Below are 26,559 nucleotides of genomic sequence, written 5' to 3'. Positions count from 1 at the left end.
GTAGCCAGAAGCAGCATCGCTTACCGCTGATTAATGGCTAAAAAATGTTTCATTGTGTACCGCGTCATTGACCGCCTGGGTCAAACGGCGCAGTTGATCCGGACGAATAATGTAGGGCGGCATCAGGTAGATTAGCTTGCCGAACGGCCTGATCCAGACGCCTTGCCCGACGAAGAAGCGTTGAAGCGCCGCCATATTGACCGTGTGCGTGGTTTCAACCACCCCAATCGCGCCCAACACCCGCACATCCGCCACCCAGGGCGAACTTTGCGCGGGGGCTAACTCAGCGCGTAACTGAGACTCGATAGACGCCACCTGCTGACGCCATTCGCCGCTTTCCAGCAGCGTCAGGCTGGCGCAAGCGACGGCGCAGGCCAGCGGATTCCCCATAAACGTCGGGCCATGCATAAAACACCCCGCCTCGCCGTTGCTAATAGTCTCTGCAACCTGGCGTGTCGTGAGCGTTGCCGAGAGGGTCATGGTGCCGCCGGTTAAGGCTTTGCCGAGACACAGAATATCCGGCGCGATCCCGGCGTGCTCGCAGGCGAACAGTTTGCCGGTACGGCCAAACCCGGTGGCTATTTCATCGGCAATCAGCAGAATGCCTTCGCGATCGCACATGTTACGAATACGCCTGAGCCATTGTGGATGATATATGCGCATCCCGCCCGCGCCCTGAACGATAGGTTCCAGAATCACGGCGGCTATTTCATGGCGATGCGCGGCCATCAGGCGGGCAAATGGCGCGATGTCGCTTTCATCCCATTCGCCATCCATCCGGCTTTGCGGCGCCGGCGCGAACAGGTTTTCCGGCAGATAGCCTTTCCACAAGCTGTGCATGGAGTTATCCGGATCGCACACCGACATCGCGCCGAACGTGTCGCCATGATAACCGTGGCGAAACGTCAGAAAACGCTGACGCGATTCGCCGCGCGCCTGCCAGTATTGCAGCGCCATCTTCATGGCCACTTCTACCGACACCGAACCAGAGTCGGCCAGAAAGACACACTCCAGCGGCTCAGGCGTTATCGCGACCAGCTTACGGCACAGATTCACCGCAGGTGTATGGGTTATGCCGCCGAACATGACATGCGACATGGCGTCAATTTGCGCTTTCATCGCCGCATTCAATTGCGGGTGGTTATAACCATGAATGGCCGCCCACCAGGAGGACATCCCCTCAATCAGGCGTTCGCCCGAGGCGAGAACCAGCTCGCAGCCTTCGGCCCGCTCAACGGGATATACCGGCAGCGGCGAGGTCATGGAAGTGTAAGGATGCCAAATATGGCGTTTATCGAAGGCCAGATCGTCCGTTGTCATAATCGACTTGTAAACCAAATTAAAAAGATTTAGGTTTACGAGTCTACACCATATCAAAAACAAACAACATATTTTGGAGAAGCCCGATGGCTCGCCACCCACGCTGGACACTGTCGCAAGTAACCGAATTATTTGAAAAACCACTGCTGGAATTGCTGTTTGAAGCGCAGCAAATTCATCGCCAGCATTTCGATCCGCAGCAGGTACAGGTTAGTACGCTGCTGTCGATCAAAACCGGCGCCTGCCCGGAGGATTGTAAATACTGCCCGCAGAGCTCGCGCTATAAAACCGGGTTGGAAGCCGAGCGTTTAATGGAGGTAGAGCAGGTACTGGACTCCGCCCGTAAAGCGAAAAACGCCGGTTCGACCCGCTTCTGTATGGGAGCGGCCTGGAAGAATCCGCATGAACGCGATATGCCTTATCTGGAGCAGATTGTACAGGGCGTCAAAGCGATGGGGCTGGAAACCTGTATGACGCTCGGCATGTTGAACGAGAGCCAGGCGCAGCGTCTGGCTAACGCCGGGCTGGATTACTACAACCACAACCTCGATACCTCGCCGGAGTTTTACGGCAATATCATCACTACCCGTACCTATCAGGAGCGCCTCGACACGCTGGAAAAAGTCCGTGAAGCAGGGATTAAAGTGTGCTCCGGCGGCATTGTGGGTCTGGGCGAAACGGTTACCGATCGCGCCGGACTGTTGTTGCAGTTGGCGAACCTGCCGACGCCGCCGGAAAGCGTGCCAATCAACATGCTGGTGAAGGTGAAAGGCACACCGCTTGCGGATAACGATGACGTGGATGCGTTTGATTTTATTCGTACTATCGCCGTGGCGCGCATCATGATGCCGACCTCATACGTGCGTCTTTCCGCAGGGCGTGAACAGATGAACGAGCAGACCCAGGCGATGTGCTTTATGGCCGGGGCGAACTCGATTTTCTATGGCTGCAAATTGTTAACTACGCCAAATCCGGCAGAGGACAAGGATCTGCAGTTATTCCGTAAGCTGGGACTGAATCCGCAGCAGACCAGGGTGCTGGCGGGCGATAACGAGCAGCAGCAACGTCTGGAGCAGACGCTGATGACGCCTGACACCGATGATTATTACAACGCGGCAGCCTTATGAGTTGGCAACAACGCGTCGACGATGCGCTGACGGCGCGTCGGGCGACGGATACGTTGCGCCGCCGCTATGTGGTGTCGCAGGGCGCCGGACGCTGGCTGGTAGCGAACGGGCGACAGTATCTTAACTTTTCCAGCAATGATTACCTCGGCTTAAGTCAACATCCGCAGATTATTCGCGCCTGGCAACAGGCAGCGACGCGTTTTGGCGTCGGCAGCGGCGGGTCGGGTCATATCAGCGGTTATTCCGTGGCGCACCAGGCGTTAGAGGAGGAACTGGCGCAATGGTTAGGATATCCACGCGCGCTGCTGTTTATCTCTGGCTTTGCGGCGAATCAGGCGGTCATTACCGCCTTAATGAAAAAAAATGACCGGATTGTGGCCGACAGGTTGAGTCATGCTTCCCTGCTGGAAGCCGCTAATCTGAGTCCGGCGCAGCTTCGCCGCTTTATCCATAACGATACGCAGCATCTGTCGCGTTTACTGCAATCGCCCTGCGTGGGTCAGCAACTGGTGGTGACAGAAGGTGTATACAGCATGGACGGCGACAGCGCGCCGCTGGCGGAAATCCAGCACATTGCCCGCAGGCATCATGCCTGGCTGTTGGTTGATGATGCGCACGGCATCGGCGTGACTGGCGATGAGGGGCGGGGCACCTGCTGGCAGCGGGGGGTGAAGCCTGAGTTGCTGGTGGTGACTTTCGGTAAGGGGTTTGGCGTCAGCGGCGCAGCGGTGCTCTGCTCGGAAAGCGTCGCAGATTATCTGCTGCAATTCGCCCGTCATCTGGTTTACAGCACCAGTATGCCGCCCGCCCAGGCGCAGGCGTTAAGCGCCTCGCTGGCGGTGATCCGTAGCGATGAAGGTCGTGAACGGCGCGAAAAACTCGCCGCTCTGGTTCAGCGCTTTCGGGCCGGCGTTAACGCGTCCCGATTTACGCTACTGAATGCCCATAGCGCCATCCAGCCGTTAATCGTGGGCGATAACAGCCGTGCATTGCGCCTGGCGGAGGCGCTGCGTCAACAAGGATGCTGGGCGACGGCGATTCGTCCGCCGACGGTGCCTGTCGGTACGGCGCGCCTGCGCTTAACGTTAACGCAGGCGCATGAAGCGTGCGATATAGACCGTCTGCTGGAGGTGCTGCATGGCGCAGGTGAATAAGCAGGCTATTGCGGCGGCGTTTGGCCGGGCCGCATCGCAATACGAACAGCACGCCTCTTTACAGCAACACAGCGCGGATGCGCTGCTGACGCTGTTGACAGGCCGCCAGTTTGCCAGTGTGTTGGACGCAGGCTGCGGCCCCGGACGTATGAGTCGTTACTGGCGAGAGCGGGGGAGCGAAGTGACCGCCCTGGATCTTTCGCTGCCGATGCTGCAACAGGCTCGCGATCGTCAGGCGGCGCATCACTATTTGCTGGCGGATATCGAAGCGATTCCCCATGACGCCGGCGTTTTTGACCTGGCCTGGAGCAACCTGGCGGTCCAGTGGTGCGGCGATTTACGCGATGCGTTGAGCGAGTTGTATCGGGTTGTACGGCCCGGCGGCGTGGTGGCGTTTACCACCTTGTGCCAGGGGTCGTTGCCGGAGCTGCGTCAGGCATGGCAGGCCGTCGATAATCGCGCTCACGCGAATAGCTTTTTGCCGGAAGAGGCCATTGACCACGCGCTACGCGGCTGGCGGGCGTCTCGTCATACTCAGGCGATGACATTGTGGTTTGAGGATGCCCTGAGCGCGATGCGTTCGCTCAAAGGCATTGGCGCCACCCATCTTCATGAAGGGCGGGAGACGGATGTATTAACCCGCGCCCGGCTTAGACAGATTCAACTGGCATGGCCGCAGCGGCAGGGGAAATATCCGCTGACGTACCACCTTTTTATGGGAGTGATTGAACGTGACTAAACGCTATTTTGTGACCGGTACTGATACTGAAGTCGGTAAAACGGTCGCCAGTTGCGCCTTATTGCAGGCCGCAACGCAGTTAGGTTATCAAACCGTAGGCTATAAGCCCGTCGCTTCCGGCAGCGAAATGACAACCGACGGGCTACGCAATAGCGATGCCCTGGCCTTGCAGCGTAACAGCAGCCTGCCGCAACCTTATTCCGCTATCAATCCTTATACTTTTGCCGAGCCTACTTCTCCCCACATCGCTAGCGCCGACGAAGGCCGGGCGATAGACGCGGCGGTGTTATCACGCGGATTACGAACGCTGGAGGCGCAGGCAGACTGGGTGTTGACAGAAGGGGCGGGCGGCTGGTTTACACCGCTCTCTGCCACGCTGACGTTTGCCGACTGGGTACAGACGGAGCAGCTGCCGGTGATTCTGGTTGTTGGCGTCAAGCTGGGCTGTATTAATCACGCCATGCTGACGGCGCTGGCGGTAGAACAGGCCGGATTACCGCTTGTCGGATGGATAGCCAACGACATGCAGCCGCCAGGCGCGCGTCATGGTGAATATCTCGCGACGCTTCGCCGCGTCATACCGGCCCCGCTGTTAGGGGAAATCCCGTGGCTGGGCGTTTCTCCATCGCAGGCGGCGACAGGACAGTATCTGGACCTTAGCCCCCTGGAACGCGCCTGACCGCGCTTAAAAACCGCCTTCTTGCAGGATCAGACGATCCTGCTGTTCTTTCGCCAGACCCTCCTGACGTCGCCATGCTAAAAATGTGCAAAATGTGAGCGTCTACGCCTCAATTTTTGCCTTCTCGTTAGCCAATAATCTGCCAAAAATAGCGATAATTTTTTTTTATCGCCCGGCGAAAACGTCAGGGGCTGATTTTGCCAGGCGGCAGGGGATACGGGCTGGAAGCAGTTATCCACTATTCCTGTGGATAACCTTGTGTATTAGAGTTAGAAAACACAACGTAAGCGAGAGGCGACGCGGCCTGCGACTAAATTGGCGCGAAAGACGGCTTGAGAAAATATCCCTTTTCAGACAGCAAGTTATATAAAATCAATGGTTGTAAAGGAAGGAGGATACGTTGACATAAAACTTTCATCATCCGACTTGACAAATGTTAAAAAAGACTCTGGTCTGGGGATAACCAGCACACTGCTGGAATTTTACCCCGCGACTGTCTATGTTTTACCTCTAAATAGCGTGGGGTATCTACCGATAGCCATTATACACTGGAGTGTTACTGTTTTTTCATCCAGTATTTTTTATTGGCAATATTCACCGTCGAGAGTAAAATTACATCCCTGCCCGCTCACTCCTTCAGGTAGCCGCTCATGAGTAAACCGTTCAAACTGAATTCCGCTTTTAAACCTTCTGGCGATCAGCCGGACGCTATACGTCGTCTGGAAGAGGGGCTGGAGGACGGGCTGGCGCATCAGACGTTATTGGGCGTGACCGGCTCCGGGAAGACATTCACCATTGCCAACGTCATTGCGGACTTGCAGCGGCCAACGATGGTGCTTGCGCCCAATAAAACCCTGGCGGCGCAGCTCTACGGCGAAATGAAAGAGTTTTTCCCGGAAAACGCGGTGGAGTATTTCGTCTCCTACTATGACTACTATCAGCCGGAAGCGTATGTGCCAAGTTCGGATACGTTTATCGAAAAAGACGCTTCGGTAAACGAACATATTGAGCAAATGCGGTTGTCGGCAACGAAAGCGTTGCTTGAGCGACGCGATGTCGTGGTGGTGGCTTCCGTGTCCGCGATTTACGGTCTGGGCGATCCGGATCTCTACCTGAAAATGATGCTGCATCTGACGGTGGGAATGCTGATTGACCAGCGCGCGATTTTGCGTCGGCTGGCGGAATTGCAATACACCCGTAACGATCAAGCTTTTCAGCGTGGTACCTTTCGCGTGCGCGGCGAAGTGATCGACATCTTCCCGGCTGAATCTGACGACATCGCGCTACGCGTTGAGCTGTTTGATGAAGAAGTGGAACGCCTGTCGCTGTTCGACCCGTTAACCGGGCAGGTAGAGTCAACGGTGCCACGTTATACTATCTATCCCAAAACGCACTACGTGACGCCGCGCGAGCGTATTCTGCAGGCGATGGAAGAGATAAAAGATGAGCTGGCGGACAGGCGTAAGGTCTTGCTGGCGAATAATAAGCTGCTTGAAGAGCAGCGATTAAGCCAGCGCACGCAGTTCGATTTAGAGATGATGAACGAGCTGGGCTACTGCTCAGGCATTGAAAACTATTCCCGCTTTCTGTCGGGCCGCGGGCCGGGCGAACCGCCGCCAACCTTGTTCGATTATCTGCCCGCCGACGGACTGCTGGTGGTGGATGAGTCTCATGTCACCATCCCGCAGATAGGCGGCATGTACCGCGGCGACCGGGCGCGCAAAGAGACGCTGGTCGAGTATGGCTTCCGTCTGCCTTCGGCGCTGGATAACCGTCCGCTGAAGTTTGAGGAGTTTGAAGCCTTAGCGCCGCAAACTATCTATGTTTCCGCCACGCCCGGCAACTATGAGCTGGAAAAATCTGGTGATGAGGTGGTGGATCAGGTCGTGCGACCGACCGGGCTGCTGGACCCGATTATTGAAGTGCGTCCGGTGGCGACCCAGGTGGACGATCTGCTGTCCGAAATTCGTCAGCGTGCGGCCATTAATGAGCGTGTCCTTGTCACTACGCTTACCAAACGGATGGCGGAAGATTTGACCGAATATCTGGAAGAGCACGGCGAGCGCGTGCGTTACCTGCACTCAGATATTGATACCGTGGAGCGCATGGAAATCATCCGCGATTTGCGTCTGGGCGAGTTTGACGTTCTGGTGGGGATTAACCTGCTGCGCGAAGGGCTGGATATGCCGGAAGTCTCGCTGGTGGCGATTCTGGACGCCGATAAAGAGGGCTTCCTGCGCTCCGAGCGCTCCCTGATTCAGACCATAGGGCGCGCGGCGCGTAACGTTAACGGTAAAGCGATTCTGTATGGCGATAAAATCACGCCGTCGATGGCGAAGGCGATTGGCGAAACCGAGCGACGTCGCGAGAAGCAGCAGAAGTACAACGAAGAGCACGGTATCACTCCGCAGGGGCTGAACAAAAAAGTGGTCGACATCCTGGCGCTGGGGCAGAACATTGCGAAAACCAAAGCGAAGGGGAAAGGCAAGGGCCGTTCTACGGCAAAAGCCGGAATTGTCGAACTGGATATGACGCCGAAAGCGTTGCAGCAGAAAATTCATGAACTGGAAGGGCAAATGATGCAGCACGCGCAAAATCTGGAGTTTGAAGAAGCCGCGCAAATTCGCGACCAGTTGCACCAGTTACGCGAGTTGTTTATCGCGGCGTCCTGACAATGTGTCGATCGCCAGCGAGTCATCGTTACCATGGCTCGCTTTTGAGAATTTCAGTTCAATAGTAAGGGCTAAGTCAGTCAGGAATGAAAAACAGTGACAGGCTTTGACTAACGAGATTGTCGAAAAACTCAAAACATCAATGGGGTAGCTAGTTTAATCACAACTGAAGAAAATTAGCGTTGAGGCTGAACCCAACGCTAATTTTCCCTCTCTCCTCGGCTATGAAAAAAAACGCCCCGTATTATCGGTATAGCTATCCTCATGATCGTCATTTTAATCTTATGTGAGTTCGTTGAAAGCGTGTCATGGCAACAGATTACATCATTCTACTTAAAAAAGAGGTGATGGAAGCGCGAGCATTTATAAGTCAAGCGCTGCAAATACTGAATGATTTGTCCGAAATAATGACGACTGTGACCTCTTATTTAAAGTTGAGAATATCCTTATCTGTTACTTTAGGTTACGTTCAGATCAGGTAGGGAAAATATGTTTAATATTACTAATATACAATCTACGGCAAGGCATCAAAGTATTAGCAATGAGGCCTCAACAGAGGTGCCTTTAAAAGAAGAGATATGGAATAAAATAAGTGCCTTTTTCTCTTCAGAACATCAGGTTGAAGCACAAAGCTGCATCGCTTATCTTTGTCATCCACCTGAAACCGCCTCGCCAGAAGAGATCAAAAGCAAGTTTGAATGTTTAAGGATGTTAGCTTTCCCGGCGTATGCGGATAATATTCAGTATAGTAGAGGAGGGGCAGACCAATACTGTATTTTGAGTGAAAATAGTCAGGAAATTCTGTCTATAGTTTTTAATACAGAGGGCTATACCGTTGAGGGAGGGGGAAAGTCAGTCACCTATACCCGTGTGACAGAAAGCGAGCAGGCGAGTAGCGCTTCCGGCTCCAAAGATGCTGTGAATTATGAGTTAATCTGGTCTGAGTGGGTAAAAGAGGCGCCAGCGAAAGAGGCAGCAAATCGTGAAGAAGCCGTACAACGGATGCGTGACTGCCTGAAAAATAATAAGACGGAACTTCGTCTGAAAATATTAGGACTTACCACTATACCTGCCTATATTCCTGAGCAGATAACTACTCTGATACTCGATAACAATGAACTGAAAAGTTTGCCGGAAAATTTACAGGGAAATATAAAGACCCTGTATGCCAACAGTAATCAGCTAACCAGTATCCCTGCCACGTTACCGGATACCATACAGGAAATGGAGCTGAGCATTAACCGTATTACTGAATTGCCGGAACGTTTGCCTTCAGCGCTTCAATCGCTGGATCTTTTCCATAATAAAATTAGTTGCTTACCTTAAAATCTACCTGAGGAACTTCGGTACCTGAGCGTTTATGATAACAGCATAAGGACACTGCCAGCACATCTTCCGTCAGGGATTACCCATTTGAATGTGCAGAGTAATTCGTTAACCGCTTTGCCTGAAACATTGCCGCCGGGCCTGAAGACTCTGGAGGCCGGCGAAAATGCCTTAACCAGTCTGCCCGCATCGTTACCACCAGAATTACAGGTCCTGGATGTAAGTAAAAATCAGATTACGGTTCTGCCTGAAACACTACCTCCCACGATAACAACGCTGGATGTTTCCCGTAACGCATTGACTAATCTACCGGAAAACCTCCCGGCGGCATTACAAATAATGCAGGCCTCTCGCAATAACCTGGTCCGTCTCCCGGAGTCGTTACCCCATTTTCGTGGTGAAGGACCTCAACCTACAAGAATAATCGTAGAATATAATCCTTTTTCAGAACGAACAATACAGAATATGCAGCGGCTAATGTCCTCTGTAGATTATCAGGGACCCCGGGTATTGTTTGCCATGGGCGACTTTTCAATTGTTCGGGTAACTCGACCACTGCATCAAGCTGTCCAGGGGTGGCTAACCAATCTCGAGGAGGAAGACGTCAACCAATGGCGGGCGTTTGAGACGGAAGTAAACGCGGCAGCCTTCAGCATGTTTCTGGATCGTCTTAGCGATACGCAGAACACCCGACACCCGGATTTTAAGGAACAAGTCTCCGCCTGGCTGAAGATAGCGCACTAAGAGAAACCGCATTTATTATAGCGATGGGTGCAACGATAAGCTGTGAAGATCGGGTCACACTGGCATACCACCAAATGCAGGAAGCGACGTTGGTTCATGATGCTGAAAGAGGCGCCTTTGATAGCCACTTAGCGGAACTGATTATGGCGGGGCGTGAAATCTTTCGGCTGGAGCAAATAGAATCGCTCGCCAGAGAAAAGGTAAAACGGCTGTTTTTTATTGACGAAGTCGAAGTATTTCTGGGTTTTCAGAATCAGTTACGAGAGTCGCTGTCGCTGACAACAATGACCCAGGATATGCGATTTTATAACGTTTCGGGTATCACTGAGTCTGACCTGGACGAGGCGGAAATAAGGATAAAAATTGCTGAAAATAGGGATTTTCACAAATGGTTTGCGCTGTGGGGGCCGTGGCATAAAGTGCTGGAGCGTATAGCGCCAGAAGAGTGGCGTGAAATGATGGCCAAAAGGGCTGAGTGTATTGAAACGGATGAGTATCAGAGCCGGGTCAATGCTGAACTGGAAGCGTTAGGAATAGCAGGTGATCCTGACGCAGAGCGCATGGCTGGAATGCGGATAATGGAAGAGATCAATCAGACCCTCTTTACTGAGATCATGGAGAATATATTGCTGAAAAAAGAGGTGAGCTCGCTCATGAGCGCCTACTGGCGATAGCTGAACGCAGTTTATCAGAAGAGGGAGAGAGCCTGTTTACCCTTCGGTGTAAACAGGCTTCTGATAAGCGCAGCGTCGTCGGTAAACGGGCTTAACCCAACGCCTGTAGCGCTTTTTCCAGCGCATTATGTAATAACTGACGATCGTGGCGATAGGGGATATCGCTGGCCTCCAGCACTTCCTGAATCACCAGCCGATCGTTCACCGCACTGACGTCAACTCGCGGCCCAACCACTACTGCGTCAATGACTTTTTTGCCAATATATTGCTCCATCATTGCCAGCTTATCGACCAGCGTTAAACTGGCGGCGGGCAGACTCAGTTCGCGACCCAGATTGCCGATATACACCATTGGCGCTGGGGTGCGCCGCAGCGCCTGCGCCAGTTCATCCAGCAGCAGGCAAGGCATCAGGCTAGTATAAAAACTGCCAGGGCCAATCAGAATCAGATCCGCGTCATTAATGGCCTGTACCGCTTCCCGCGTCGCCGGAACGTTCGGCGTTAACATGATCTCCTGCGGCGGCGTCGCTAACTGATCGATATTCACCTCGCCGTAAATCTCATGCCCCTGTTCGTCAATCGCCATCAGATCTACCGGTAGCTCCGACATCGGGATCAGCTGCGCGTCCACTTTAAGCAGATTACGAATTAAATTAATCGCTTCCAGAGGCCGCACGCTCAGGTGATCTAACGCCTTTAACATCAAATTTCCGAGGTTATGACCAGAAAGTTCGCCATTACCGCCAAAACGATACTCAAACATAGCGGACGCGACGCTAGGTTCGGTAATTAACTGATTCAGACAGTTGCGCATATCGCCCCAGGCGATCCCGCCTTCCGAGCGGCGAATACGGCCAGTTGACCCCCCGTTATCTGTGGTAGTCACAATGCCGGTCAGGCGCGAACCTAATGAAGAAAGCGAGGAGAGGACGCGTCCTAATCCATGCCCTCCGCCGAGGGCAACGACACGATCAAGGTCAGCCAGCGTACGATTGCGCATAAAAATTCCTGAAGTCAAATAAGCAGCGCTACAGTAGCGCAAGTCGCGGGTTTTCAGCAATTAGCCGACCGGCTAAAAGACAATTAATTATTCCCGACTACCCCTTTATAGCGAGGGCGTTACCACGGCTAAATGATATATATCAATGTAAAAGTGTGATTTTCACGTATTCTGTCGCTAAATAGCACGATCATATCGCTATGTATATGTTTATATAGCGAAAGCGTGATGGCGAAATTGTCATTTACACGCTAGTATCGGCGTAACCACAGTAAACACTCTAGCCTCTGCACCTGGGTCATTTTTGATACGGTGCTTTGGCCGTGACAACGTTTAACGTTTGCCACCAGGGCGCAGGAAGAAATGACTCCGCCTCCCGTATTTGGAAAGGTGTACATGGCTTCACAACTTACCGATGCTTTCGCGCGTAAGTTTTACTACTTGCGTTTGTCGATTACCGATGTGTGTAACTTTCGTTGCACCTACTGTCTGCCGGATGGCTACAAACCTGGCGGCGTCACTAACAACGGTTTCCTTACCGTCGATGAAATTCGTCGCGTTACGCGCGCTTTTGCCAGTCTTGGCACGGAGAAGGTGCGTCTTACCGGCGGCGAGCCTTCATTACGCCGCGATTTTACCGACATCATTGCCGCCGTGGGTGAAAATGATGCTATTCGCCAGATCGCGGTGACCACTAACGGTTATCGACTGGCGCGCGATGCCGCGAACTGGCGCGAAGCGGGGCTGACGGGCGTCAATGTTAGCGTGGATAGTCTGGATGCGCGTCAGTTCCATGCGATTACCGGTCAGGACAAATTCCGCCAGGTGATGGCGGGCATCGATGCCGCCTTTGACGCCGGTTTCGAAAAGGTGAAAGTCAACACCGTGCTGATGCGCGACGTGAATCACCATCAGTTGGATACCTTCCTTGCCTGGATTCAGCCTCGCCCCATTCAGCTACGCTTCATTGAACTTATGGAGACGGGCGAGGGGAGCGATCTCTTCCGCAAACATCATATTTCGGGTCAGGTATTACGCGACGAGCTGATTAAGCGCGGTTGGATCCACCAGCTCCGCCAGCGCAGCGATGGCCCGGCGCAGGTTTTTTGTCATCCCGATTACGCCGGTGAGATCGGCCTCATTATGCCGTATGAAAAAGATTTCTGCGCCACCTGTAACCGCCTGCGTGTTTCGTCCGTCGGTAAGCTGCATTTATGTCTGTTTGGCGACGGCGGCGTGAGTTTACGCGACCTGTTACAGGATGACGCGCAGCAATACGCGCTTGAGAAACGTATTTCCGACGCGTTGCGGGAGAAAAAGCAGACCCATTTCCTTCACCAGAGCAATACTGGTATTACGCAAAATTTATCTTACATTGGCGGTTAATCCTTAATAAGGAGATTTCAGATGAGTCAGGTCAGCGCTGAATTTATCCCGACCCGCATCGTTATTCTTACTGTTTCCAGCCGACGCGGCGAAGAAGACGACACCTCCGGTCATTATCTGCGTGATTCGGCGCAGGAGGCCGGGCATGAAGTGGTGGCGAAAGCCATCGTTAAAGAGAACCGTTACGCGATTCGCGCCCAGGTTTCCGCCTGGATCGCCAGTGATGAGGTGCAGGTCGTATTGATAACTGGCGGGACCGGTTTGACCGAAGGCGATCAGGCGCCGGAAGCGCTGTTGCCGCTGTTCGATCGTGAAGTGGAAGGATTTGGCGAAGTGTTTCGCATGCTCTCGTTTGAAGAGATCGGCACCGCAACTCTGCAGTCGCGCGCGGTAGCTGGCGTGGCGAATAACACCTTGATTTTCGCCATGCCGGGCTCCACAAAAGCGTGCAGAACCGCATGGGAGAATATCATTGCGCCGCAGCTGGATGCCCGTACACGCCCATGTAATTTTCACCCTCATTTAAAGAAATAACGATGTCGCAATTAACCCATATAAACGCCGCAGGCGAAGCGCACATGGTGGACGTTTCCGCGAAAGCGGAAACCGTTCGTGAAGCGCGTGCGGAAGCATTCGTTACCATGCGTAGTGAAACGCTGGCGATGATTGTTGATGGCAAACACCACAAGGGCGATGTTTTCGCCACCGCCCGAATTGCCGGTATTCAGGCCGCCAAACGCACCTGGGAGCTGATCCCGCTGTGCCACCCGCTACTGCTAAGTAAAGTGGAGATTCAGCTTCAGGCCGAGCCGGAGTATAACCGCGTGCGTATTGAGTCTCTGTGCCGTCTGACCGGTAAAACCGGCGTCGAAATGGAAGCGTTAACCGCGGCGTCCGTCGCGGCGTTAACCATCTACGACATGTGCAAAGCGGTACAAAAAGATATGGTAATTGGTCCGGTGCGCCTGCTGGCGAAAAGCGGCGGCAAATCGGGGGATTTTAAGGTGGATGCGCATGATTAAGGTGCTTTTCTTCGCCCAGGTTCGCGAGCTTACAGGAACTGATGCGCTGGATCTTCCAGCAGATTTTTCCACCGTTGAGTCGCTGCGACAGCATCTGGCGACAAAGAGCGATCGTTGGGCGCTGGCGCTGGAAGACGGTAAGCTGTTGGCGGCGGTCAACCAGACGCTGGTAAGTTTTGACCATCCGCTGACGGCGGGCGATGAAGTGGCGTTTTTCCCGCCAGTCACGGGGGGCTAACATGCGTGAAACGCGAATTGTAGTCGGCCCTGCGCCGTTTAGCGTCGGGGAGGAATATTCCTGGCTGGCGGCGCGCGACGAAGACGGCGCGGTCGTCACCTTTACCGGAAAAGTGCGCAATCATAACCTGGGCGATAGCGTTAAGGCGCTGACGCTGGAGCATTATCCCGGCATGACTGAGAAAGCTCTGGCGGAGATCGTCGTTGAGGCACGTTCCCGCTGGCCGCTGGGGCGGGTCACGGTGATTCATCGCGTTGGCGAATTATGGCCGGGCGATGAGATTGTGTTTGTCGGCGTCACCAGCGCGCACCGCAGTAGCGCGTTCGACGCCGGTCAGTTCATTATGGATTATCTGAAAACCCGTGCGCCGTTCTGGAAGCGTGAAGCCACGCCGGAAGGCGATCGCTGGGTCGAAGCGCGCGACAGCGACCAGCAGTTGGCGAAACGTTGGTAGCAGAATGTGATACGCTTTAGGGTATCATTTCCACACAGGAGTTCATCATGGACAGATTTCCACGATCTGATTCAATAGTGCAGGCGCGGTCCGGCCTGCAGACCTATATGGCGCAAGTGTATGGCTGGATGACGGTCGGACTGTTACTGACCGCGTTTATCGCGTGGTATGCGGCTAATACGCCAGCCGTCATGATGTTTGTCTTTTCCAGTAAGATCACTTTCTTTGGCTTAATTATTGCCCAGCTTGCGCTGGTGTTTGTTCTGTCGGGACTGGTGCATAAACTTAGCGCCGGAATGGCGACGACGCTGTTTATGCTCTATTCGGCGCTAACCGGATTGACGTTATCCAGTATTTTTATCGTTTACACCTACTCCTCTATCGCCAGCACGTTTGTGGTGACGGGGGGAATGTTTGGCGCCATGAGCCTGTACGGGTACACCACTAAACGCGATCTTAGCGGTTTCGGCAATATGCTGTTTATGGCGCTTATTGGTATCGTTCTGGCGTCGCTGGTCAATTTCTGGCTGAAGAGTGAAGCGCTGATGTGGGCGGTAACCTATATCGGGGTGGTGGTGTTTGTCGGTCTGACAGCCTATGACACGCAGAAACTGAAAAATATCGGCGAGCAAATAGATACCCGCGATAGCGCTAATCTGCGTAAATATTCGATTCTCGGCGCGTTAACGCTGTACCTGGACTTTATCAACCTGTTCCTGATGTTACTGCGTATTTTTGGTAATCGCCGCTAATTATAGCGATCTCTTAAAATCCTGGCCTTGCGCCAGGATTTTTTTAGGACTATATTTAGGGCGAAACAGCATAAATATCTTAGAAATGTTTTCCTGCGCTTGCCATTCTTATCACGTGATCATGTGAAGAGTGATAAATGACAAGTGGGACCTCTGGCTGCAATACGTATACGGCAAATAGCATTTATTCCCGCGACAATGTTATCCCTTACCTATTGGTATACTGCGTTGGGACTATGGTGTACCGCCGGCATTATATGGTTAACGTTGTATACTCATTTTTTGATAACCCACGTTCAACCTGTTGTTGTTTTGTGGATATCAGCACTTTTGCTTGGTCTGGGGTATGGGGCCGTTACCTGTCTTTCCCGCTTTGGCACTGTTGTCGCAACGTTGATATATATTGCCATCATTACGCTTACCGGCGTGTCATTAGCTTACCTTTTCTCAAGTGGCGCGACCATTTTCGTGATTGTTGGAATCATGTTTAGTCTTAATGCCTTATTTATTTTCTACCTGAATATCAGTTCTGGTCTATTCAGGCTGTTAATCTTCATGGCGGTAAGCGGGATCATCGCTGCGATAGTTGTCAATAGCCTGGTGGCCAGTAGCACTATGGTCTGGATAGTCAGTATGCTGACGGTATTGGTATGGACATTGATTACAGCACTAGAAAAATCGACACTTCATGGTTATGCCCGCATGTTATATCACAGCGAGTTTTCATCCCTGTCTCGTTGCGCTTTATTTGGCGCGCTGACGCTTTACCTTGGCATTATTAATGCTGTGGTTACGCTGTGTCGTTATATCATTTTGATGATTCTGGAAATACTATTATCTTTCAGGCCGTAGGCGTTGCAGGTTTTTTATTCAGGTTGGTGATGATGGGTATAATGAGTAAATTATGTGGCAAACAATTTTGGTTAGCGTTTTGTGAAGCTAAAGACGTCACTCGCGCCATTAAAAATGGCGGCGAGGATTTTAATAAGAAATGCCCGCCAGCGCTGATTTCTCATTTCATTACCGGATTTTCATGGGAACATTCATTACCTAATCCTGCGCCTGTTTGCGCGTTTAGTTTTATGCTTCTTGTGGGAGGTGTGTGCAGTGCGCATTTTGTTTTTGATAAGTTTATCCTGTATTGGCCACTAAATATAATTATTTATTTTGGCAGTGCTATAGGTATGATGCTATGTGTTATGGCTGAGGTATGGCTTATTGCCAAAGGTTTTATCCTGGGGTTGCGCCTCTGCGTTTTACTGTTTTTATTAAATATTATGCTCTGTGGTACTGGATTATTTGACGTGTTGTGCCATCAAAATAGCGAACTAAAGAGTGATCTGGTTATCGCGATTATTATGGTTGTGCTTTGCCGCTGGGTGATGAATGGCGAAACGTTTACGATGATGATTCGTTTCTGCCTGGGGCGTCGATTAGTGCGAGTCGCATTACAAAAATATCTCACCTCACAGACAAGGAAATGATAAGCCCATGAACCTGATGACGTGGCTAACAGGAAAAACACTGGCGGAGCTGGTGAAAAAAGGGCAGTTGATCCCGCCAGAAATTAAGTTACCTGTGTATCCGGCCAGCCACTACAAAAAAAACTGGTATGAACAAGGTATTCCTCACGGAGGCGTTATTGGGCTTACGGCGATTATGATGACCATGACATGGATCGTCAGTATAAACATGGTTATTGCGCAGTTTGAGCTGCACAATAAAAAGCATCTGGAGCTGGTCTTCTTCCTGGCCGTGGGCTATATCGCTTTTCTTACCCCGTCAAATCAGCTCCTGCTTAAAGGAAGAATGAGCGGGGTCATTATTTACCGCTATGCGCTATTACTGGCCATTATTTCCGTTACGTTGGCAACGTTCTGTACCCTGTCATCAGTATTCATGGGTGAGTTTAACGAAGTGCTCCTGCTGCTGTTTAGCTGGTCATTGCTGCTTTTTTCCCGCTTACAGATGAATACGTCTTTTTTCTCAGCATATGTTTATTTTTACCGGATAAAACGCGTTGTGCTGGAAAGCGAAAACGCGTCTGCTTAAATTCATTTCGCCATCGCCCGCTCGTTTTTCGCCCGCAGCTTCTTCGCCCGGCTCTCCAGGATCAGATAGCACACCAGCGCCAGCAACAGGGGAATAAAATAGTAAAGCACACGGTACGCGAGCAGGGCGGCGATAATCGTGCCTTGCGACGTATGTTCGCCCGCCAGCAACGCGAGGAATACGGCCTCCAGCACGCCGATGCCTGCCGGAATATGCACGATGACGCCCGCGATACTGCTCACCAGCAGTACGCCCAGCACAAAGAAATAGTTCACATCCTGACCCATCAGCAGCCAGATGATGGCGCCCATCGCCATCCAGTTCGCGCTGGAGATCGCCATCTGCGCCAGCGCGAATTTCCATGACGGCAGCACCAGTTTCTGTCCTTTAATCGTCATATGCCGCCGCTTCGCAAAGGCGCAAAACCACAGATAGACCGCGATAATCAACAATAAAACGATACCGAGAATTCGTAGCGTGCCTTCATCGATATACCAGTGGTCGGGAAGCTGGACAATGCCGAAGGTAAAAATGATGCCGCCAAGCAGAATATAGCCCAGCCAGTTAGTGGTAATGCTGAGTGAGAAAATACGCGTGATAGTACTGCCGGGCAACCCGAGGCGAGAGTACAGTCGGTAACGCATCCCGATCCCGCCGACCCAGGTGCTGAGCGTCAGGTTAAAGGCATAGCAGACGAACGATACCAACATCACCTGTCGCTTCGCCAGTTTATGGCCGCAATAAAGCCGTCCAAGCAGGTCGTAGCAGCCGTACAGAAGATAGCTAACGATCACCAGTCCTACAGCGCTTAAAAGCGCCGTGCGGTTATAGTCGCGGATGACGGTCCAGACATCGCCCCAGTCGACCTTTTTAGCATAAACCACCAGCAGAACGACGACCGCAATAAAAAACAGCCAAGTCAGCACTTTTTTAGCCAGCCGCCAGCGCGGATGCGATTTAGCCATTAGGGCTTCACTCCTGTATTTTCTGGATCAACGCGATCCTGGGTTTCCATTTCCGGCTGGGCAGGCGGGGGAACCTGCGCCAGATGCGGGGTATGCGCAGGTAGCCAGCCGACCAGCGCCGGGAAATGACGTAAAAAGTGGAACGCCAGCACGCTTTTGGTCAGGTTCCACCAGGTGCGTTTCGGCAGCATAGACTCATCGACCTGCTTACAATCATTCACGATGATGCCTTGTAAATTATCGCGCAGGGTCTGGTTAAAGGTACGATCGTGAATGATCAGGTTAGCTTCAAGGTTAAGCGACAGGCTGAGCGGATCGAGATTACTCGACCCTACCGTGGCCCAGTGATCGTCCATCAGCGCCACTTTGCCATGCAGCGGACGGCGTCGGTATTCATAAACCTGCACACCGCCCTTCACCAGATAGTTATAGAGCAACCGCGCGCCGACTTTGACTATCGGCATGTCTGGTTCCCCCTGGACAATCAGTTTTACGCTCACGCCACGGCGGGCGGCTTTACGCATTGCGTGGAGCAAGCGATAGCCGGGGAAAAAATAGGCGTTAGCGATAATCACCTCACGCTTTGCCTGGGTCAGCATTTTCAGATAATGACGTTCGATATCGTCGCGGTGCTCTTCGTTATCTCGCCAGACAAACAGCGCCTGCGCTTCGCCGGGGTGGCGGTTTTCTTCGGCCTGATGATGGCGCTTCCACCAGCGGCGCGCGGGGCTTTGCCCCGGCAGATTCTCGACTTCGAATTGCAGGATATCGGCCACTACAGGCCCTTCGACCCGTACCGCGTAGTCTTGTTTCGCCTGCGGGCCGTAATCCGACATATGTTCGGCGGAGTAGTTAATGCCGCCGACAAAGGCAATACGATCATCAATCACCACAATTTTGCGGTGCATTCGGCGGAAGATATTGGTTCGCAACCCCAGTAGACGCGGGCGGGGGTCGTAATAGCGAAAAATCACGCCCGCTGAGGTCAATTCGCCGACAAACGCGTCGCTGAGATCGGGAGAGCCGTAGCCGTCGAGTAATACTTCGGCTTTTACGCCGCGCTGTGCGGCTTTTAGCAGAGCGGCATGGAGCTTTTTACCCACCTCATCTTCAAACAAGATAAAGGTTTCCAGAATGATTTTTTGCTGTGCCTGAGCGATAGCCTCAAACACGGCAGGATAGAACTGGTCGCCGTTTTCCAGTAGCTGAATTTGATTACCTTCACGCCAGCCGCATTTCATAGATGGATCTCCGCGCTAAGGGGGGCATGGTCTGATAAATGTCGCCAGTTCCGCAGCGGTAGCGCCGTAGGAGAACTGGCGTTCGCATTCTTGACGTAAATACGATCGAGTCGCAGCAGCGGCATACTCACCGGGAATGTGCGCGCCGGTCGGCCATGGGCACGGGTGAATATCTCCTCCAGCCCGGCCGCGTTTAACGGCGGGCCGGCCTTTTGCCGCCAGTCATTAAAGTCTCCGGCCACCAGCACCGGTTCTGATTCCGGCAAGGCATTCACCCATCCCGCCAGCATGGTTAACTGCGCCTGGCGGTGGCTCTCCCGCAGGCCGAGATGTACGCACATGACGTGGATAGGGCGGTTGAGCATGGGCGGCGTAATGCGGCAATAGAGCACGCCGCGTTTTTCGCTACCGCCGACCGAGACGTCGCGATTTTCATAATGTTCAATGGGATAGCGAGAAAGAACCGCGTTACCGTGGTGGCCTTCCGGATAGACCGCATTGCGGCCATAGGCGAAATCGCTCCACATGGTGTCGGCCAAAAATTCATAGTGGGTAGTGTCCGGCCAGTTTTCGATATGCAGCGGATGTACTTCATGCGCGCCCATTACTTCTTGCAGACAGACGATATCGGCGCCGACCGTTCTGACGGCGTCGCGTAGCTCCGGCAGGATGAAGCGTTTATTAAAGGCGGTAAAACCTTTGTGCGTATTAATTGTGAGCACTTTGAATGAAAAATTTCGCGTGTGTTGAGTCATTTTCTTCCTGTCCGCGTCACTATCCTGATTGAAATAGTGTAGTCGTCGTCACAAAAAGATGCGGTCTTACGGAATTTTCCGTAAAGTTCGGTACTCTGAATAATGAGAGAAAAATGCTTCAGGAGAAAAGCCATGAAGTGGCAACAACGCGTTCGTGTCGCAACCGGCCTCGGTTGTTGGCAGATTATGTTGCATTTACTGGTAGTGGCGATGCTGGTAATAGGCTGGATGAGCGGCACATTAGTGCGCGTCGGCCTGGGATTATGCGTGCTTTATGGCGTGACGGTACTGCTGATGCTGGCGTTGCAGCGCCATCATGAGCAACGCTGGCGCGATGTGGCGGATGTGCTGGAAGAGCTGACTACCACCTGGTACTTCGGCACCGCGCTGATTGTCCTCTGGCTGCTATCCCGCGTATTGCAAAACAATGTCTTGCTGGCGCTGGCGGGGCTGGCTATCCTGGCCGGGCCCGCCGTGGTCTCGCTACTGGCGAAAGATAAAAAGCTACATCACTTTGCGTCTAAACATCGCATACGCCGCTGAACCCGTGGTGGCCGCTATCACCAGTAGCGGCCACAAACTTCCCCAGACAATCCCCAGACTCGCATCCTTAAGATAAATTTGCTTGGTAATATCAGTAAAGTGGCGGATAGGATTTATCCACGTCAGGTTTTGCAGCCAGACTGGCATATTTTCCACCGGCGAGACATAACCCGAGAGCAAAATCGCCGGCATCATAAAGACAAAGACGCCGATAAACGCCTGCTGTTGCGTGGCGCAAAGCGATGATATCAGCAAGCCAAAGCCTACCAGCGACAGCCCGTAAATCACCATCGTGAAATAAAACAGCGCTAACGAACCGGCGAAGGGAATTTGGTATGCCCAAATGCCGATAGCCAGCACGATCGTGGCCTGGAAGGTCGCGACAATCAGCGCCGGCACCGCTTTACCAACGAAAATCTGCCAGGTGGTGAGCGGAGAGACCAGCAGCTGATCCAGAGTGCCTTGTTCACGCTCGCGGGCGACGGACAGCGAAGTGACGATCATCACGCCGATAGTGGTGATCATGGCGATCAGCGAGGGCACCACAAACCACTTGTAGTCCAGATTCGGGTTATACCAGTTGCGTACCACCAGTTCGCTATTGTTGGGCTTTGGCTTGCCGTCCATCAATGTCTGCTGATACTCCTTGACGATCTGTTGCAGATAATTGGCGGCGATTTGCGCGCTATTGGAGTTACGTCCATCAAGAATGAGTTGCATCGGCGCAGGCTGGAAGGTATCCAGATTCCGCGAGAAATCCGCCGGGAAGCGCACCAGCAGCAGCGCTTTTTGCGTATCAATAGTCGGCTGGATCTCCTGCGGACTGTTCAGCAATAGCACATGGGTAAACGCTTTCGCGCGGGCAAAGCGCTGGGTAAGTTCTACCGAATGTTTGCCATTATCTTCGTTATAGATGGCGATAGTCGCGTTAGTGACTTCAAGCGTCGCGGCGAACGGAAACAGGATGACCTGAATCAGCACCGGCAGAATCAGGATCGCGCGCGTTTGCGGTTCGCGTAAAAGCGATTGCAGTTCTTTGCGAATTAACGTCCATAAGCGATGAAACATGTCCGTCCTCTCAGTCCAGTTTGTAGGCCTGATAAGCAAAGCGCATCAGGCATAATGCCGGATGGCGGCGTGAACGCCTTATCCGGCCTACGACGACAATTATCCATACACATATTTAATCCAGTCGTCGTTTGGTTTTTAGCCACGTCAGGCCAATAAACATCACCGCCGAGGCGATTAAAAACAGTACGTTAACGCCTAACACGACCGGAATATTGCCGGCCAGAAACAGACTTTGCAGGGTGCTGACAAAATAGCGCGCCGGAATAATATAGGTCACCGCGCGGATCACCGCAGGCATACTGTCTATCTGGAAGATAAATCCGGACAGCATAATCGAGGGCAAAAAGGCGGCGTTCAGCGCCACCTGCGCGGCGTTAAACTGGTTGCGAGTGATGGTGGAAATCAACAGCCCCATCCCCAGCGTACTCAGTAAAAACAGACTGGTGATGATAAACAGAATCACCAGCGAACCGCGATACGGCACGCCGAGAATAAACACCGATACCAGCATACAGAGCAGCATCGCCAGCATACCGAGAAAGTAATAGGGAATAAGCTTACACAGCAGCAGTTCAACACGCGTCACTTCGGTTGAGAGCAGCGCCTCCATCGTGCCGCGCTCCCATTCGCGGGCAACGACCAGCGAGGTGAGGATTGCGCCAATTACCGTCATGATAATGGTCACCGCCCCGGGAATGATAAAATGCTGACTGATCGCCGCCGGGTTAAACCAGTAGCGCGTCTGGACGTCGATGAGCGGTTCAAAGGTGTCGCCGCGATCTTCCGCCCGCTGCTGTTGCCAGATTTGCCAGATGCCTTCCACATAACCCTGAACGAAGTTGGCGGTGTTTGGCTCGCTGCCGTCGGTAATCACCTGAATTGGCGCGCTGTCACCGTCGCGCGCCATTTGCTGCGCGAAATCCACCGGAATCACCACCAGTCCGCGAATGCGTCCGGCCTGCATTTTTTCAATTAATTCATGGCGGTTATCGCTAATGGTCGCGTCGATATAGGGTGAACCGGTCATCGCATGAGTGAAATCCAGCGCCTCCTGGCTTTGTTGTTCAAGCAGAATCCCCACCCGCAGCTTGCTGGAGTCGAGGTTAATACCGTAACCAAAAATAAACAGCAACAGCAGCGGGATCACCACCGCAATCAGCCAGCTACTGGGATCGCGCACGATCTGGCGCGTCTCTTTGACGCACAACGCACGCACGCGGCGCCAGGAGAGAGACTTACTCATGCGTATGCTCCTTATCCCAGTCATTGATGAGAGTGATAAAGGCCTGCTCCATCGTCGGATCGGCCTGTTGCTCATCGGCGGCCTGCGCTTTGAGATCGTCCGGCGTACCGCTGGCGATAAGCTTCCCGCGATAAACCAGTCCGATGCGATCGCAATATTCCGCCTCATCCATAAAGTGGGTCGTCACCATTACCGTGACCCCTTTTTCCACCATGCTATTAATATGCAGCCAAAATTCACGGCGGGTGAGGGGATCAACCCCGGACGTTGGTTCATCAAGGAATAAAATATCCGGTTCGTGCATCAGCGAGCAGGCCAGCGCCAGTCGCTGTTTAAAGCCCAGCGGCAGCGCATCGGTGGGATGCGACGCGATGCTTTTCAGACCAAACGCTTCACTCATGCGCTGAATTTTTTCATTTTGCGCGCGGCCCCGCAAACCGTAGACGCCGGAGAAAAAACGCAGGTTCTGCTCAACCGTCAGGTTGCCGTAAAGCGAAAATTTTTGCGCCATATAGCCCAGATGCTGACGGGCTTTGCCGGAGCTGACTTTCAGGTCCATATCCAGCACCAGCGCCTTGCCGGACGTCGGCACCAGCAGGCCGCACATCATTTTAAAGGTGGTTGATTTACCCGCGCCGTTCGGGCCGAGCAGGCCAAAAATCTCGCCGCGTTGTACGACGAAATTAACATGGTCCGTGGCCGCGAAATCGCCAAATTTTTTCGTCAGTTCCTGCGCTTCAATCACCGTTTCGCCGGCAGTGCCTTCAACCGTATGCAGGATTGAACCCAGCGGAGACTCCGAGGTTCCCGCTCCGCCAAGCAGATCGATAAACGCATCTTCGAAGCGCGGCGCGGTCTCATTGAGGGTGATTTCCGGCATTCCTTCGGCCTGACGAATATCTGCTGCGGTCGCCTCTTTTTTCAGGATCAGGCGTACCGAACGCCCCTGAATCATGCCGTCGCTCACCTGCGGCAGTCTGAGCGCTCTCTGTAGTAACTTACGGTTGTTTTCCTGTGGACTGCTCATCAGAAAGCTACGACCGGCCATCGTTTGCGTCAGCGCTTTAGGTTCGCCCTGATAGAGCAGCTCGCCTTCATTCATCAGCAGCACATCGCGGCACTGTTCGGCTTCATCCAGATAGGAGGTGCTCCATAAAATCAGCATCCCGTCGCCCGCCAGTTCGTGGACCATTTGCCACAACTCGCGCCGTGAAATCGGGTCAACGCCAACGCCCGGTTCATCCAACAGCAGCACTTTCGGTTCGCCGACCAGCGTACAGGCCAGCCCCAGTTTTTGCTTCATCCCGCCGGACAATTTTCCTGCCAGACGGCCAGTGAAAGGGCCGAGGGCGGTAAACTCCAACAAACGGGCAAAGGTCTTTTCCCGTATCTCGCCGGTAACGCTGCGTAAATCGGCATAGAGATTAAGGTTCTCCATGACGGTAAGATCTTCATACAGACCGAATTTCTGCGGCATATAGCCCAGAACCGCGTGCAGCTCGCTGTCGTTTTGTATCGGGTCGAAGCCCAATACTGACGCGTTGCCGCCATCGGCTTTGAGCAGGCCCGCCAGCATACGCATCAGCGTGGTTTTTCCTGCGCCGTCCGGCCCTACCAGCCCGGTGACATAACCGGAATGAATGGTACAGTCGAGCGGCGCGACGGCGGGTTTATCCATTCCCGCAAAGCGCTTCGTCAGACCGTGCAGCGTAATAACGGCCTCACTCATGCCGTGCCTCGTCATTAAATTTCACCGTGACTGGCATCCCCTGGCGTAACGCATCGTCCGCATCGGTGACGATAATGCGCAGGCGATAGACGAGATCGGTACGCAGATCCGGCGTTTCGACGGTTTTCGGCGTAAATTCCGCGGTGGGCGAAACGAAACCAATCTTGCCGTGGTAAGGTTTGTCAGGACGACCGTCGGTATACAACAGAATGTCGCGCCCCGGTTGCGTCTGACTGAGGTTGCGTTCATCGACATAGGCGCGCACCCAGACGGGGCGGGTCAGCGAGAGCGTTAATACCGTGCTGCCGGCGTTCAGCATACTGCCAGGCTCGACCGCGCGGGTGAGCAAGGTTCCGTTGGCAGGCGCGATAAGCGTGGTGTCCTGCAAATCAAGCTGCGCCTGCGCCAGTTGGGCCTTTGCCTGTTCCAGGCTGGCTTTCGCCTGGGCGATATCCTGTTCACGATTACCGGTACGGTACTGGCTCAGTTTATCCTGCGCGGACTTCAGCGTCGCCTGCGCCTGATCGCGCGATGAGCGGGCGTTTTCCAGATCGTTAGCGGAAATGGTGCGGCTTTTCCACAAACCTTGCTGACGGTTATAAAAGTTTTGCGCGTAGTCATAGGCGGCTTGCGCCTGTCTGACGGCGGCGGCGGCCTGGGCTATCTCTTCATCGCGATAGCCTGCCAGCATCAAATCATATTGCGCCTGCGCGACCGACACGCCAGCTTTCGCCTGCATTAGCGCGTTTTCGTATGGCGCGTGATCCAGTTCGCCGAGCACCTGTCCGGCTTTGATAGTATCGCCTTCATCAACATTCAGCGACGCCAGCCTGCCGCCGACGCGAAAGCTGATATTGACGGTACGGATATCGACATTACCGTATAGCGTCAGCCCATCGTCCTGCCGACTTTGATACCACCAGGTTCCACCGGCAATCACAGCGACGATCGCTGCGATTGCCAGTCCGATAACGACAGGTTTTTTCATCAGTCCAGACTCCTTTGCGTTAAACCGTGCAGAATAAGATCGATGTGGCAGGTTACCGTCTGGTAAATCAGCTCCGCTTTTTCTTCATCAAACTGCGGCCAGCCGGTACGTAACAGAATAGTTTCTTTGCCGAGACGAAACGCCAGTACTTCTCCCAGTAAGGCATGGGTATGCAAAATCATGCGCGTATCATTGGCGTCGCAGCCGGTATAAGCGGCAACCAATCTTGTCAGATGGGTGTGCAACGGATCGATAACCTGTTCATGGACCAATTGATAGGCCGACGTGGGAGAGAGCTGCTCGCGTGAAATAAATTTGCTCAGGTTAACGGTGTCTTCCTGCGTCAGCAGCATAATCATGTTCTTGCAGGCGAGCAGAATGAGCTCGCGTATGGCGTCCCGGTCAGGGGCAGGCTGGCTAAACAGACGCTCCGCTTTTTCAGCATGGGGGCGAAATTTTTCGCCAAGAAAATCGGCAATCCACTGGGCGCAGGCGAGGTATAAATCCTCTTTTGAGCCGAAATAGTAAGTAATGGCGGCAATATTTTGCCCCGCCAGCGCAGCGATATCGCGCGTGGTAGCATGGAGGCCATACTCGCCAAACTGCGCCAGCGCGGCGGCAATGAGCTGACTTTTCGCCTGCTCGCCCTTGGTGGTCGTAGTGGGAATATTCATCACACGCCCTA

At 53.2% G+C, this 26,559-nt stretch carries 26 protein-coding genes, 1 pseudogene and 1 riboswitch; of the genes and pseudogenes, 17 read left to right on the top strand and 10 right to left on the bottom strand.

Annotation, left to right across the window (positions count from 1 at the left end; all coding sequences use genetic code 11):
- Positions 1-30: 30 nt before the first annotated feature.
- Positions 31-1,320, bottom strand: coding sequence for an adenosylmethionine--8-amino-7-oxononanoate transaminase (gene bioA, locus J1G48_RS15200; protein WP_000205515.1), 1,290 nt, complete (start codon positions 1,318-1,320; stop codon positions 31-33).
- Between the two features lie 86 nt (positions 1,321-1,406).
- Between bioA and bioB the strand changes: the two genes are divergently transcribed.
- The 7 genes and pseudogenes from bioB (at position 1,407) to slrP (ending at position 10,435) form a co-directional block, all read left to right on the top strand.
- A complete protein-coding gene (gene bioB / locus J1G48_RS15195; RefSeq protein WP_000090727.1) occupies positions 1,407-2,447 on the top strand; it encodes a biotin synthase BioB in 1,041 nt (346 codons plus the stop codon).
- Entirely contained in the window at positions 2,444-3,601 is a 1,158-nt protein-coding gene (gene bioF, locus J1G48_RS15190; RefSeq protein ID WP_000118943.1) for an 8-amino-7-oxononanoate synthase, read from the top strand. Before bioB ends, bioF begins: the two co-directional genes overlap by 4 nt.
- The gene (gene bioC, locus J1G48_RS15185; protein ID WP_000079917.1) at positions 3,585-4,340 is read left to right on the top strand and encodes a malonyl-ACP O-methyltransferase BioC; all 756 of its coding nucleotides are present in this window, start codon (positions 3,585-3,587) and stop codon (positions 4,338-4,340) included. The genes bioF and bioC overlap by 17 nt, the downstream gene beginning before the upstream one ends.
- Positions 4,333-5,019: a dethiobiotin synthase gene (gene bioD / locus J1G48_RS15180; protein WP_000167219.1), complete on the top strand. Its 687-nt coding sequence runs from the start codon at positions 4,333-4,335 to the stop codon at positions 5,017-5,019. The genes bioC and bioD overlap by 8 nt, the downstream gene beginning before the upstream one ends.
- 650 nt (positions 5,020-5,669) lie before the next feature.
- Positions 5,670-7,691 carry an excinuclease ABC subunit UvrB gene (gene uvrB, locus J1G48_RS15175; RefSeq protein WP_000042502.1) on the top strand — a complete coding sequence of 674 codons (2,022 nt, stop codon included), beginning with the start codon at positions 5,670-5,672 and terminating at the stop codon, positions 7,689-7,691.
- 308 nt (positions 7,692-7,999) lie between these two features.
- Complete coding sequence (locus J1G48_RS15170) at positions 8,000-8,173, top strand: hypothetical protein (protein WP_001575831.1); 174 nt, start codon at positions 8,000-8,002, stop codon at positions 8,171-8,173.
- A 7-nt stretch (positions 8,174-8,180) separates the two neighbouring features.
- Positions 8,181-10,435 (top strand): annotated as a pseudogene (gene slrP, locus J1G48_RS15165) (SPI-1 type III secretion system effector E3 ubiquitin transferase SlrP).
- Positions 10,436-10,526: 91 nt separating this feature from the next.
- Here the strand turns inward: slrP and yvcK are convergent.
- Complete coding sequence (gene yvcK, locus J1G48_RS15160; RefSeq protein ID WP_001246038.1) at positions 10,527-11,435, bottom strand: uridine diphosphate-N-acetylglucosamine-binding protein YvcK; 909 nt, start codon at positions 11,433-11,435, stop codon at positions 10,527-10,529.
- 264 nt (positions 11,436-11,699) lie between these two features.
- Positions 11,700-11,844, top strand: a riboswitch (molybdenum cofactor riboswitch).
- Here yvcK and moaA point away from each other — a divergent pair.
- From moaA to J1G48_RS15115, 9 genes are all read left to right on the top strand, one after another.
- Positions 11,832-12,821, top strand: coding sequence for a GTP 3',8-cyclase MoaA (moaA, locus tag J1G48_RS15155; RefSeq protein ID WP_000168181.1), 990 nt, complete (start codon positions 11,832-11,834; stop codon positions 12,819-12,821). It overlaps the preceding riboswitch by 13 nt.
- A gap of 21 nt (positions 12,822-12,842) precedes the next feature.
- Positions 12,843-13,355, top strand: coding sequence for a molybdenum cofactor biosynthesis protein B (gene moaB / locus J1G48_RS15150; RefSeq protein WP_000084606.1), 513 nt, complete (start codon positions 12,843-12,845; stop codon positions 13,353-13,355).
- A 2-nt stretch (positions 13,356-13,357) separates the two neighbouring features.
- Positions 13,358-13,843 carry a cyclic pyranopterin monophosphate synthase MoaC gene (gene moaC, locus J1G48_RS15145; protein ID WP_000080897.1) on the top strand — a complete coding sequence of 162 codons (486 nt, stop codon included), beginning with the start codon at positions 13,358-13,360 and terminating at the stop codon, positions 13,841-13,843.
- Complete coding sequence (gene moaD, locus J1G48_RS15140; RefSeq protein WP_000598596.1) at positions 13,836-14,081, top strand: molybdopterin synthase sulfur carrier subunit; 246 nt, start codon at positions 13,836-13,838, stop codon at positions 14,079-14,081. Before moaC ends, moaD begins: the two co-directional genes overlap by 8 nt.
- 1 nt (position 14,082) lies before the next feature.
- Positions 14,083-14,535, top strand: coding sequence for a molybdopterin synthase catalytic subunit MoaE (gene moaE, locus J1G48_RS15135; RefSeq protein WP_001209387.1), 453 nt, complete (start codon positions 14,083-14,085; stop codon positions 14,533-14,535).
- A gap of 47 nt (positions 14,536-14,582) precedes the next feature.
- Positions 14,583-15,287, top strand: coding sequence for a Bax inhibitor-1/YccA family protein (locus tag J1G48_RS15130; RefSeq protein WP_000373611.1), 705 nt, complete (start codon positions 14,583-14,585; stop codon positions 15,285-15,287).
- A 144-nt stretch (positions 15,288-15,431) separates the two neighbouring features.
- Positions 15,432-16,139 (top strand): Bax inhibitor-1 family protein, encoded by a 708-nt coding sequence (locus tag J1G48_RS15125; protein ID WP_000529058.1) that lies wholly within the window; start codon positions 15,432-15,434, stop codon positions 16,137-16,139.
- 23 nt (positions 16,140-16,162) lie between these two features.
- On the top strand, positions 16,163-16,771 hold the full coding sequence (locus J1G48_RS15120; RefSeq protein ID WP_001574057.1) for a hypothetical protein: 609 nt from the start codon (positions 16,163-16,165) through the stop codon (positions 16,769-16,771).
- A 7-nt stretch (positions 16,772-16,778) separates the two neighbouring features.
- Entirely contained in the window at positions 16,779-17,339 is a 561-nt protein-coding gene (locus J1G48_RS15115; RefSeq protein ID WP_001052197.1) for a hypothetical protein, read from the top strand.
- 2 nt (positions 17,340-17,341) lie between these two features.
- On the opposite strand, the gene J1G48_RS15110 is transcribed toward J1G48_RS15115, so the two are convergent.
- From J1G48_RS15110 to J1G48_RS15100, 3 genes are read right to left on the bottom strand one after another with little or no spacing between them, the layout of a single operon-like run.
- Positions 17,342-18,304, bottom strand: coding sequence for a YbhN family protein (locus J1G48_RS15110; protein WP_001129817.1), 963 nt, complete (start codon positions 18,302-18,304; stop codon positions 17,342-17,344).
- Entirely contained in the window at positions 18,304-19,545 is a 1,242-nt protein-coding gene (clsB, locus tag J1G48_RS15105; RefSeq protein ID WP_000649639.1) for a cardiolipin synthase ClsB, read from the bottom strand. Before clsB ends, J1G48_RS15110 begins: the two co-directional genes overlap by 1 nt.
- On the bottom strand, positions 19,542-20,300 hold the full coding sequence (locus tag J1G48_RS15100; RefSeq protein WP_000192039.1) for an endonuclease/exonuclease/phosphatase family protein: 759 nt from the start codon (positions 20,298-20,300) through the stop codon (positions 19,542-19,544). The genes clsB and J1G48_RS15100 overlap by 4 nt, the downstream gene beginning before the upstream one ends.
- A gap of 132 nt (positions 20,301-20,432) precedes the next feature.
- Here J1G48_RS15100 and J1G48_RS15095 point away from each other — a divergent pair, with 132 nt between their 5' ends.
- On the top strand, positions 20,433-20,843 hold the full coding sequence (locus tag J1G48_RS15095) for a YbhQ family protein (RefSeq protein ID WP_000871970.1): 411 nt from the start codon (positions 20,433-20,435) through the stop codon (positions 20,841-20,843).
- On the opposite strand, the gene J1G48_RS15090 is transcribed toward J1G48_RS15095, so the two are convergent.
- The 5 genes from J1G48_RS15090 to cecR all read right to left on the bottom strand — a co-directional run bounded on the left by J1G48_RS15090 (position 20,805) and on the right by cecR (position 26,548).
- Positions 20,805-21,911, bottom strand: coding sequence for an ABC transporter permease (locus J1G48_RS15090; protein WP_000469050.1), 1,107 nt, complete (start codon positions 21,909-21,911; stop codon positions 20,805-20,807). The genes J1G48_RS15095 and J1G48_RS15090 overlap by 39 nt on opposite strands.
- A 115-nt stretch (positions 21,912-22,026) precedes the next feature.
- A complete protein-coding gene (locus J1G48_RS15085; RefSeq protein ID WP_000045765.1) occupies positions 22,027-23,157 on the bottom strand; it encodes an ABC transporter permease in 1,131 nt (376 codons plus the stop codon).
- Positions 23,150-24,886: an ATP-binding cassette domain-containing protein gene (locus tag J1G48_RS15080; RefSeq protein ID WP_001287612.1), complete on the bottom strand. Its 1,737-nt coding sequence runs from the start codon at positions 24,884-24,886 to the stop codon at positions 23,150-23,152. Before J1G48_RS15080 ends, J1G48_RS15085 begins: the two co-directional genes overlap by 8 nt.
- Positions 24,879-25,874 carry a secretion protein HlyD gene (gene hlyD / locus J1G48_RS15075; RefSeq protein ID WP_000743436.1) on the bottom strand — a complete coding sequence of 332 codons (996 nt, stop codon included), beginning with the start codon at positions 25,872-25,874 and terminating at the stop codon, positions 24,879-24,881. Before hlyD ends, J1G48_RS15080 begins: the two co-directional genes overlap by 8 nt.
- A complete protein-coding gene (gene cecR, locus J1G48_RS15070; RefSeq protein WP_001025254.1) occupies positions 25,874-26,548 on the bottom strand; it encodes a transcriptional regulator CecR in 675 nt (224 codons plus the stop codon). The genes hlyD and cecR overlap by 1 nt, the downstream gene beginning before the upstream one ends.
- Between the last annotated feature and the right edge of the window lie 11 nt (positions 26,549-26,559).

It is taken from the genome of Salmonella sp. SAL-020 (assembly GCF_017372215.1).
In the GTDB taxonomy this organism is placed as follows: domain Bacteria; phylum Pseudomonadota; class Gammaproteobacteria; order Enterobacterales; family Enterobacteriaceae; genus Salmonella; species Salmonella enterica.
This window is presented reverse-complemented; position numbering and strand designations above follow the sequence as displayed.

Excerpts from the sequence above, each read along its gene's own strand:
- bioA (WP_000205515.1), bottom strand. The coding sequence starts at position 1,320 with ATGACAACGGACGATCTGGCCTTCGATAAACGCCATATTTGGCATCCT.
- bioB (WP_000090727.1), top strand. The coding sequence starts at position 1,407 with ATGGCTCGCCACCCACGCTGGACACTGTCGCAAGTAACCGAATTATTT.
- bioF (WP_000118943.1), top strand. The coding sequence starts at position 2,444 with ATGAGTTGGCAACAACGCGTCGACGATGCGCTGACGGCGCGTCGGGCG.
- bioC (WP_000079917.1), top strand. The coding sequence starts at position 3,585 with ATGGCGCAGGTGAATAAGCAGGCTATTGCGGCGGCGTTTGGCCGGGCC.
- uvrB (WP_000042502.1), top strand. The coding sequence starts at position 5,670 with ATGAGTAAACCGTTCAAACTGAATTCCGCTTTTAAACCTTCTGGCGAT.
- J1G48_RS15170 (WP_001575831.1), top strand. The coding sequence starts at position 8,000 with ATGGCAACAGATTACATCATTCTACTTAAAAAAGAGGTGATGGAAGCG.
- yvcK (WP_001246038.1), bottom strand. The coding sequence starts at position 11,435 with ATGCGCAATCGTACGCTGGCTGACCTTGATCGTGTCGTTGCCCTCGGC.
- moaA (WP_000168181.1), top strand. The coding sequence starts at position 11,832 with ATGGCTTCACAACTTACCGATGCTTTCGCGCGTAAGTTTTACTACTTG.
- moaB (WP_000084606.1), top strand. The coding sequence starts at position 12,843 with ATGAGTCAGGTCAGCGCTGAATTTATCCCGACCCGCATCGTTATTCTT.
- moaC (WP_000080897.1), top strand. The coding sequence starts at position 13,358 with ATGTCGCAATTAACCCATATAAACGCCGCAGGCGAAGCGCACATGGTG.
- moaD (WP_000598596.1), top strand. The coding sequence starts at position 13,836 with ATGATTAAGGTGCTTTTCTTCGCCCAGGTTCGCGAGCTTACAGGAACT.
- moaE (WP_001209387.1), top strand. The coding sequence starts at position 14,083 with ATGCGTGAAACGCGAATTGTAGTCGGCCCTGCGCCGTTTAGCGTCGGG.
- J1G48_RS15130 (WP_000373611.1), top strand. The coding sequence starts at position 14,583 with ATGGACAGATTTCCACGATCTGATTCAATAGTGCAGGCGCGGTCCGGC.
- J1G48_RS15115 (WP_001052197.1), top strand. The coding sequence starts at position 16,779 with ATGAACCTGATGACGTGGCTAACAGGAAAAACACTGGCGGAGCTGGTG.
- J1G48_RS15110 (WP_001129817.1), bottom strand. The coding sequence starts at position 18,304 with ATGGCTAAATCGCATCCGCGCTGGCGGCTGGCTAAAAAAGTGCTGACT.
- clsB (WP_000649639.1), bottom strand. The coding sequence starts at position 19,545 with ATGAAATGCGGCTGGCGTGAAGGTAATCAAATTCAGCTACTGGAAAAC.
- J1G48_RS15100 (WP_000192039.1), bottom strand. The coding sequence starts at position 20,300 with ATGACTCAACACACGCGAAATTTTTCATTCAAAGTGCTCACAATTAAT.
- J1G48_RS15095 (WP_000871970.1), top strand. The coding sequence starts at position 20,433 with ATGAAGTGGCAACAACGCGTTCGTGTCGCAACCGGCCTCGGTTGTTGG.
- J1G48_RS15090 (WP_000469050.1), bottom strand. The coding sequence starts at position 21,911 with ATGTTTCATCGCTTATGGACGTTAATTCGCAAAGAACTGCAATCGCTT.
- J1G48_RS15085 (WP_000045765.1), bottom strand. The coding sequence starts at position 23,157 with ATGAGTAAGTCTCTCTCCTGGCGCCGCGTGCGTGCGTTGTGCGTCAAA.
- J1G48_RS15080 (WP_001287612.1), bottom strand. The coding sequence starts at position 24,886 with ATGAGTGAGGCCGTTATTACGCTGCACGGTCTGACGAAGCGCTTTGCG.
- hlyD (WP_000743436.1), bottom strand. The coding sequence starts at position 25,874 with ATGAAAAAACCTGTCGTTATCGGACTGGCAATCGCAGCGATCGTCGCT.
- cecR (WP_001025254.1), bottom strand. The coding sequence starts at position 26,548 with ATGAATATTCCCACTACGACCACCAAGGGCGAGCAGGCGAAAAGTCAG.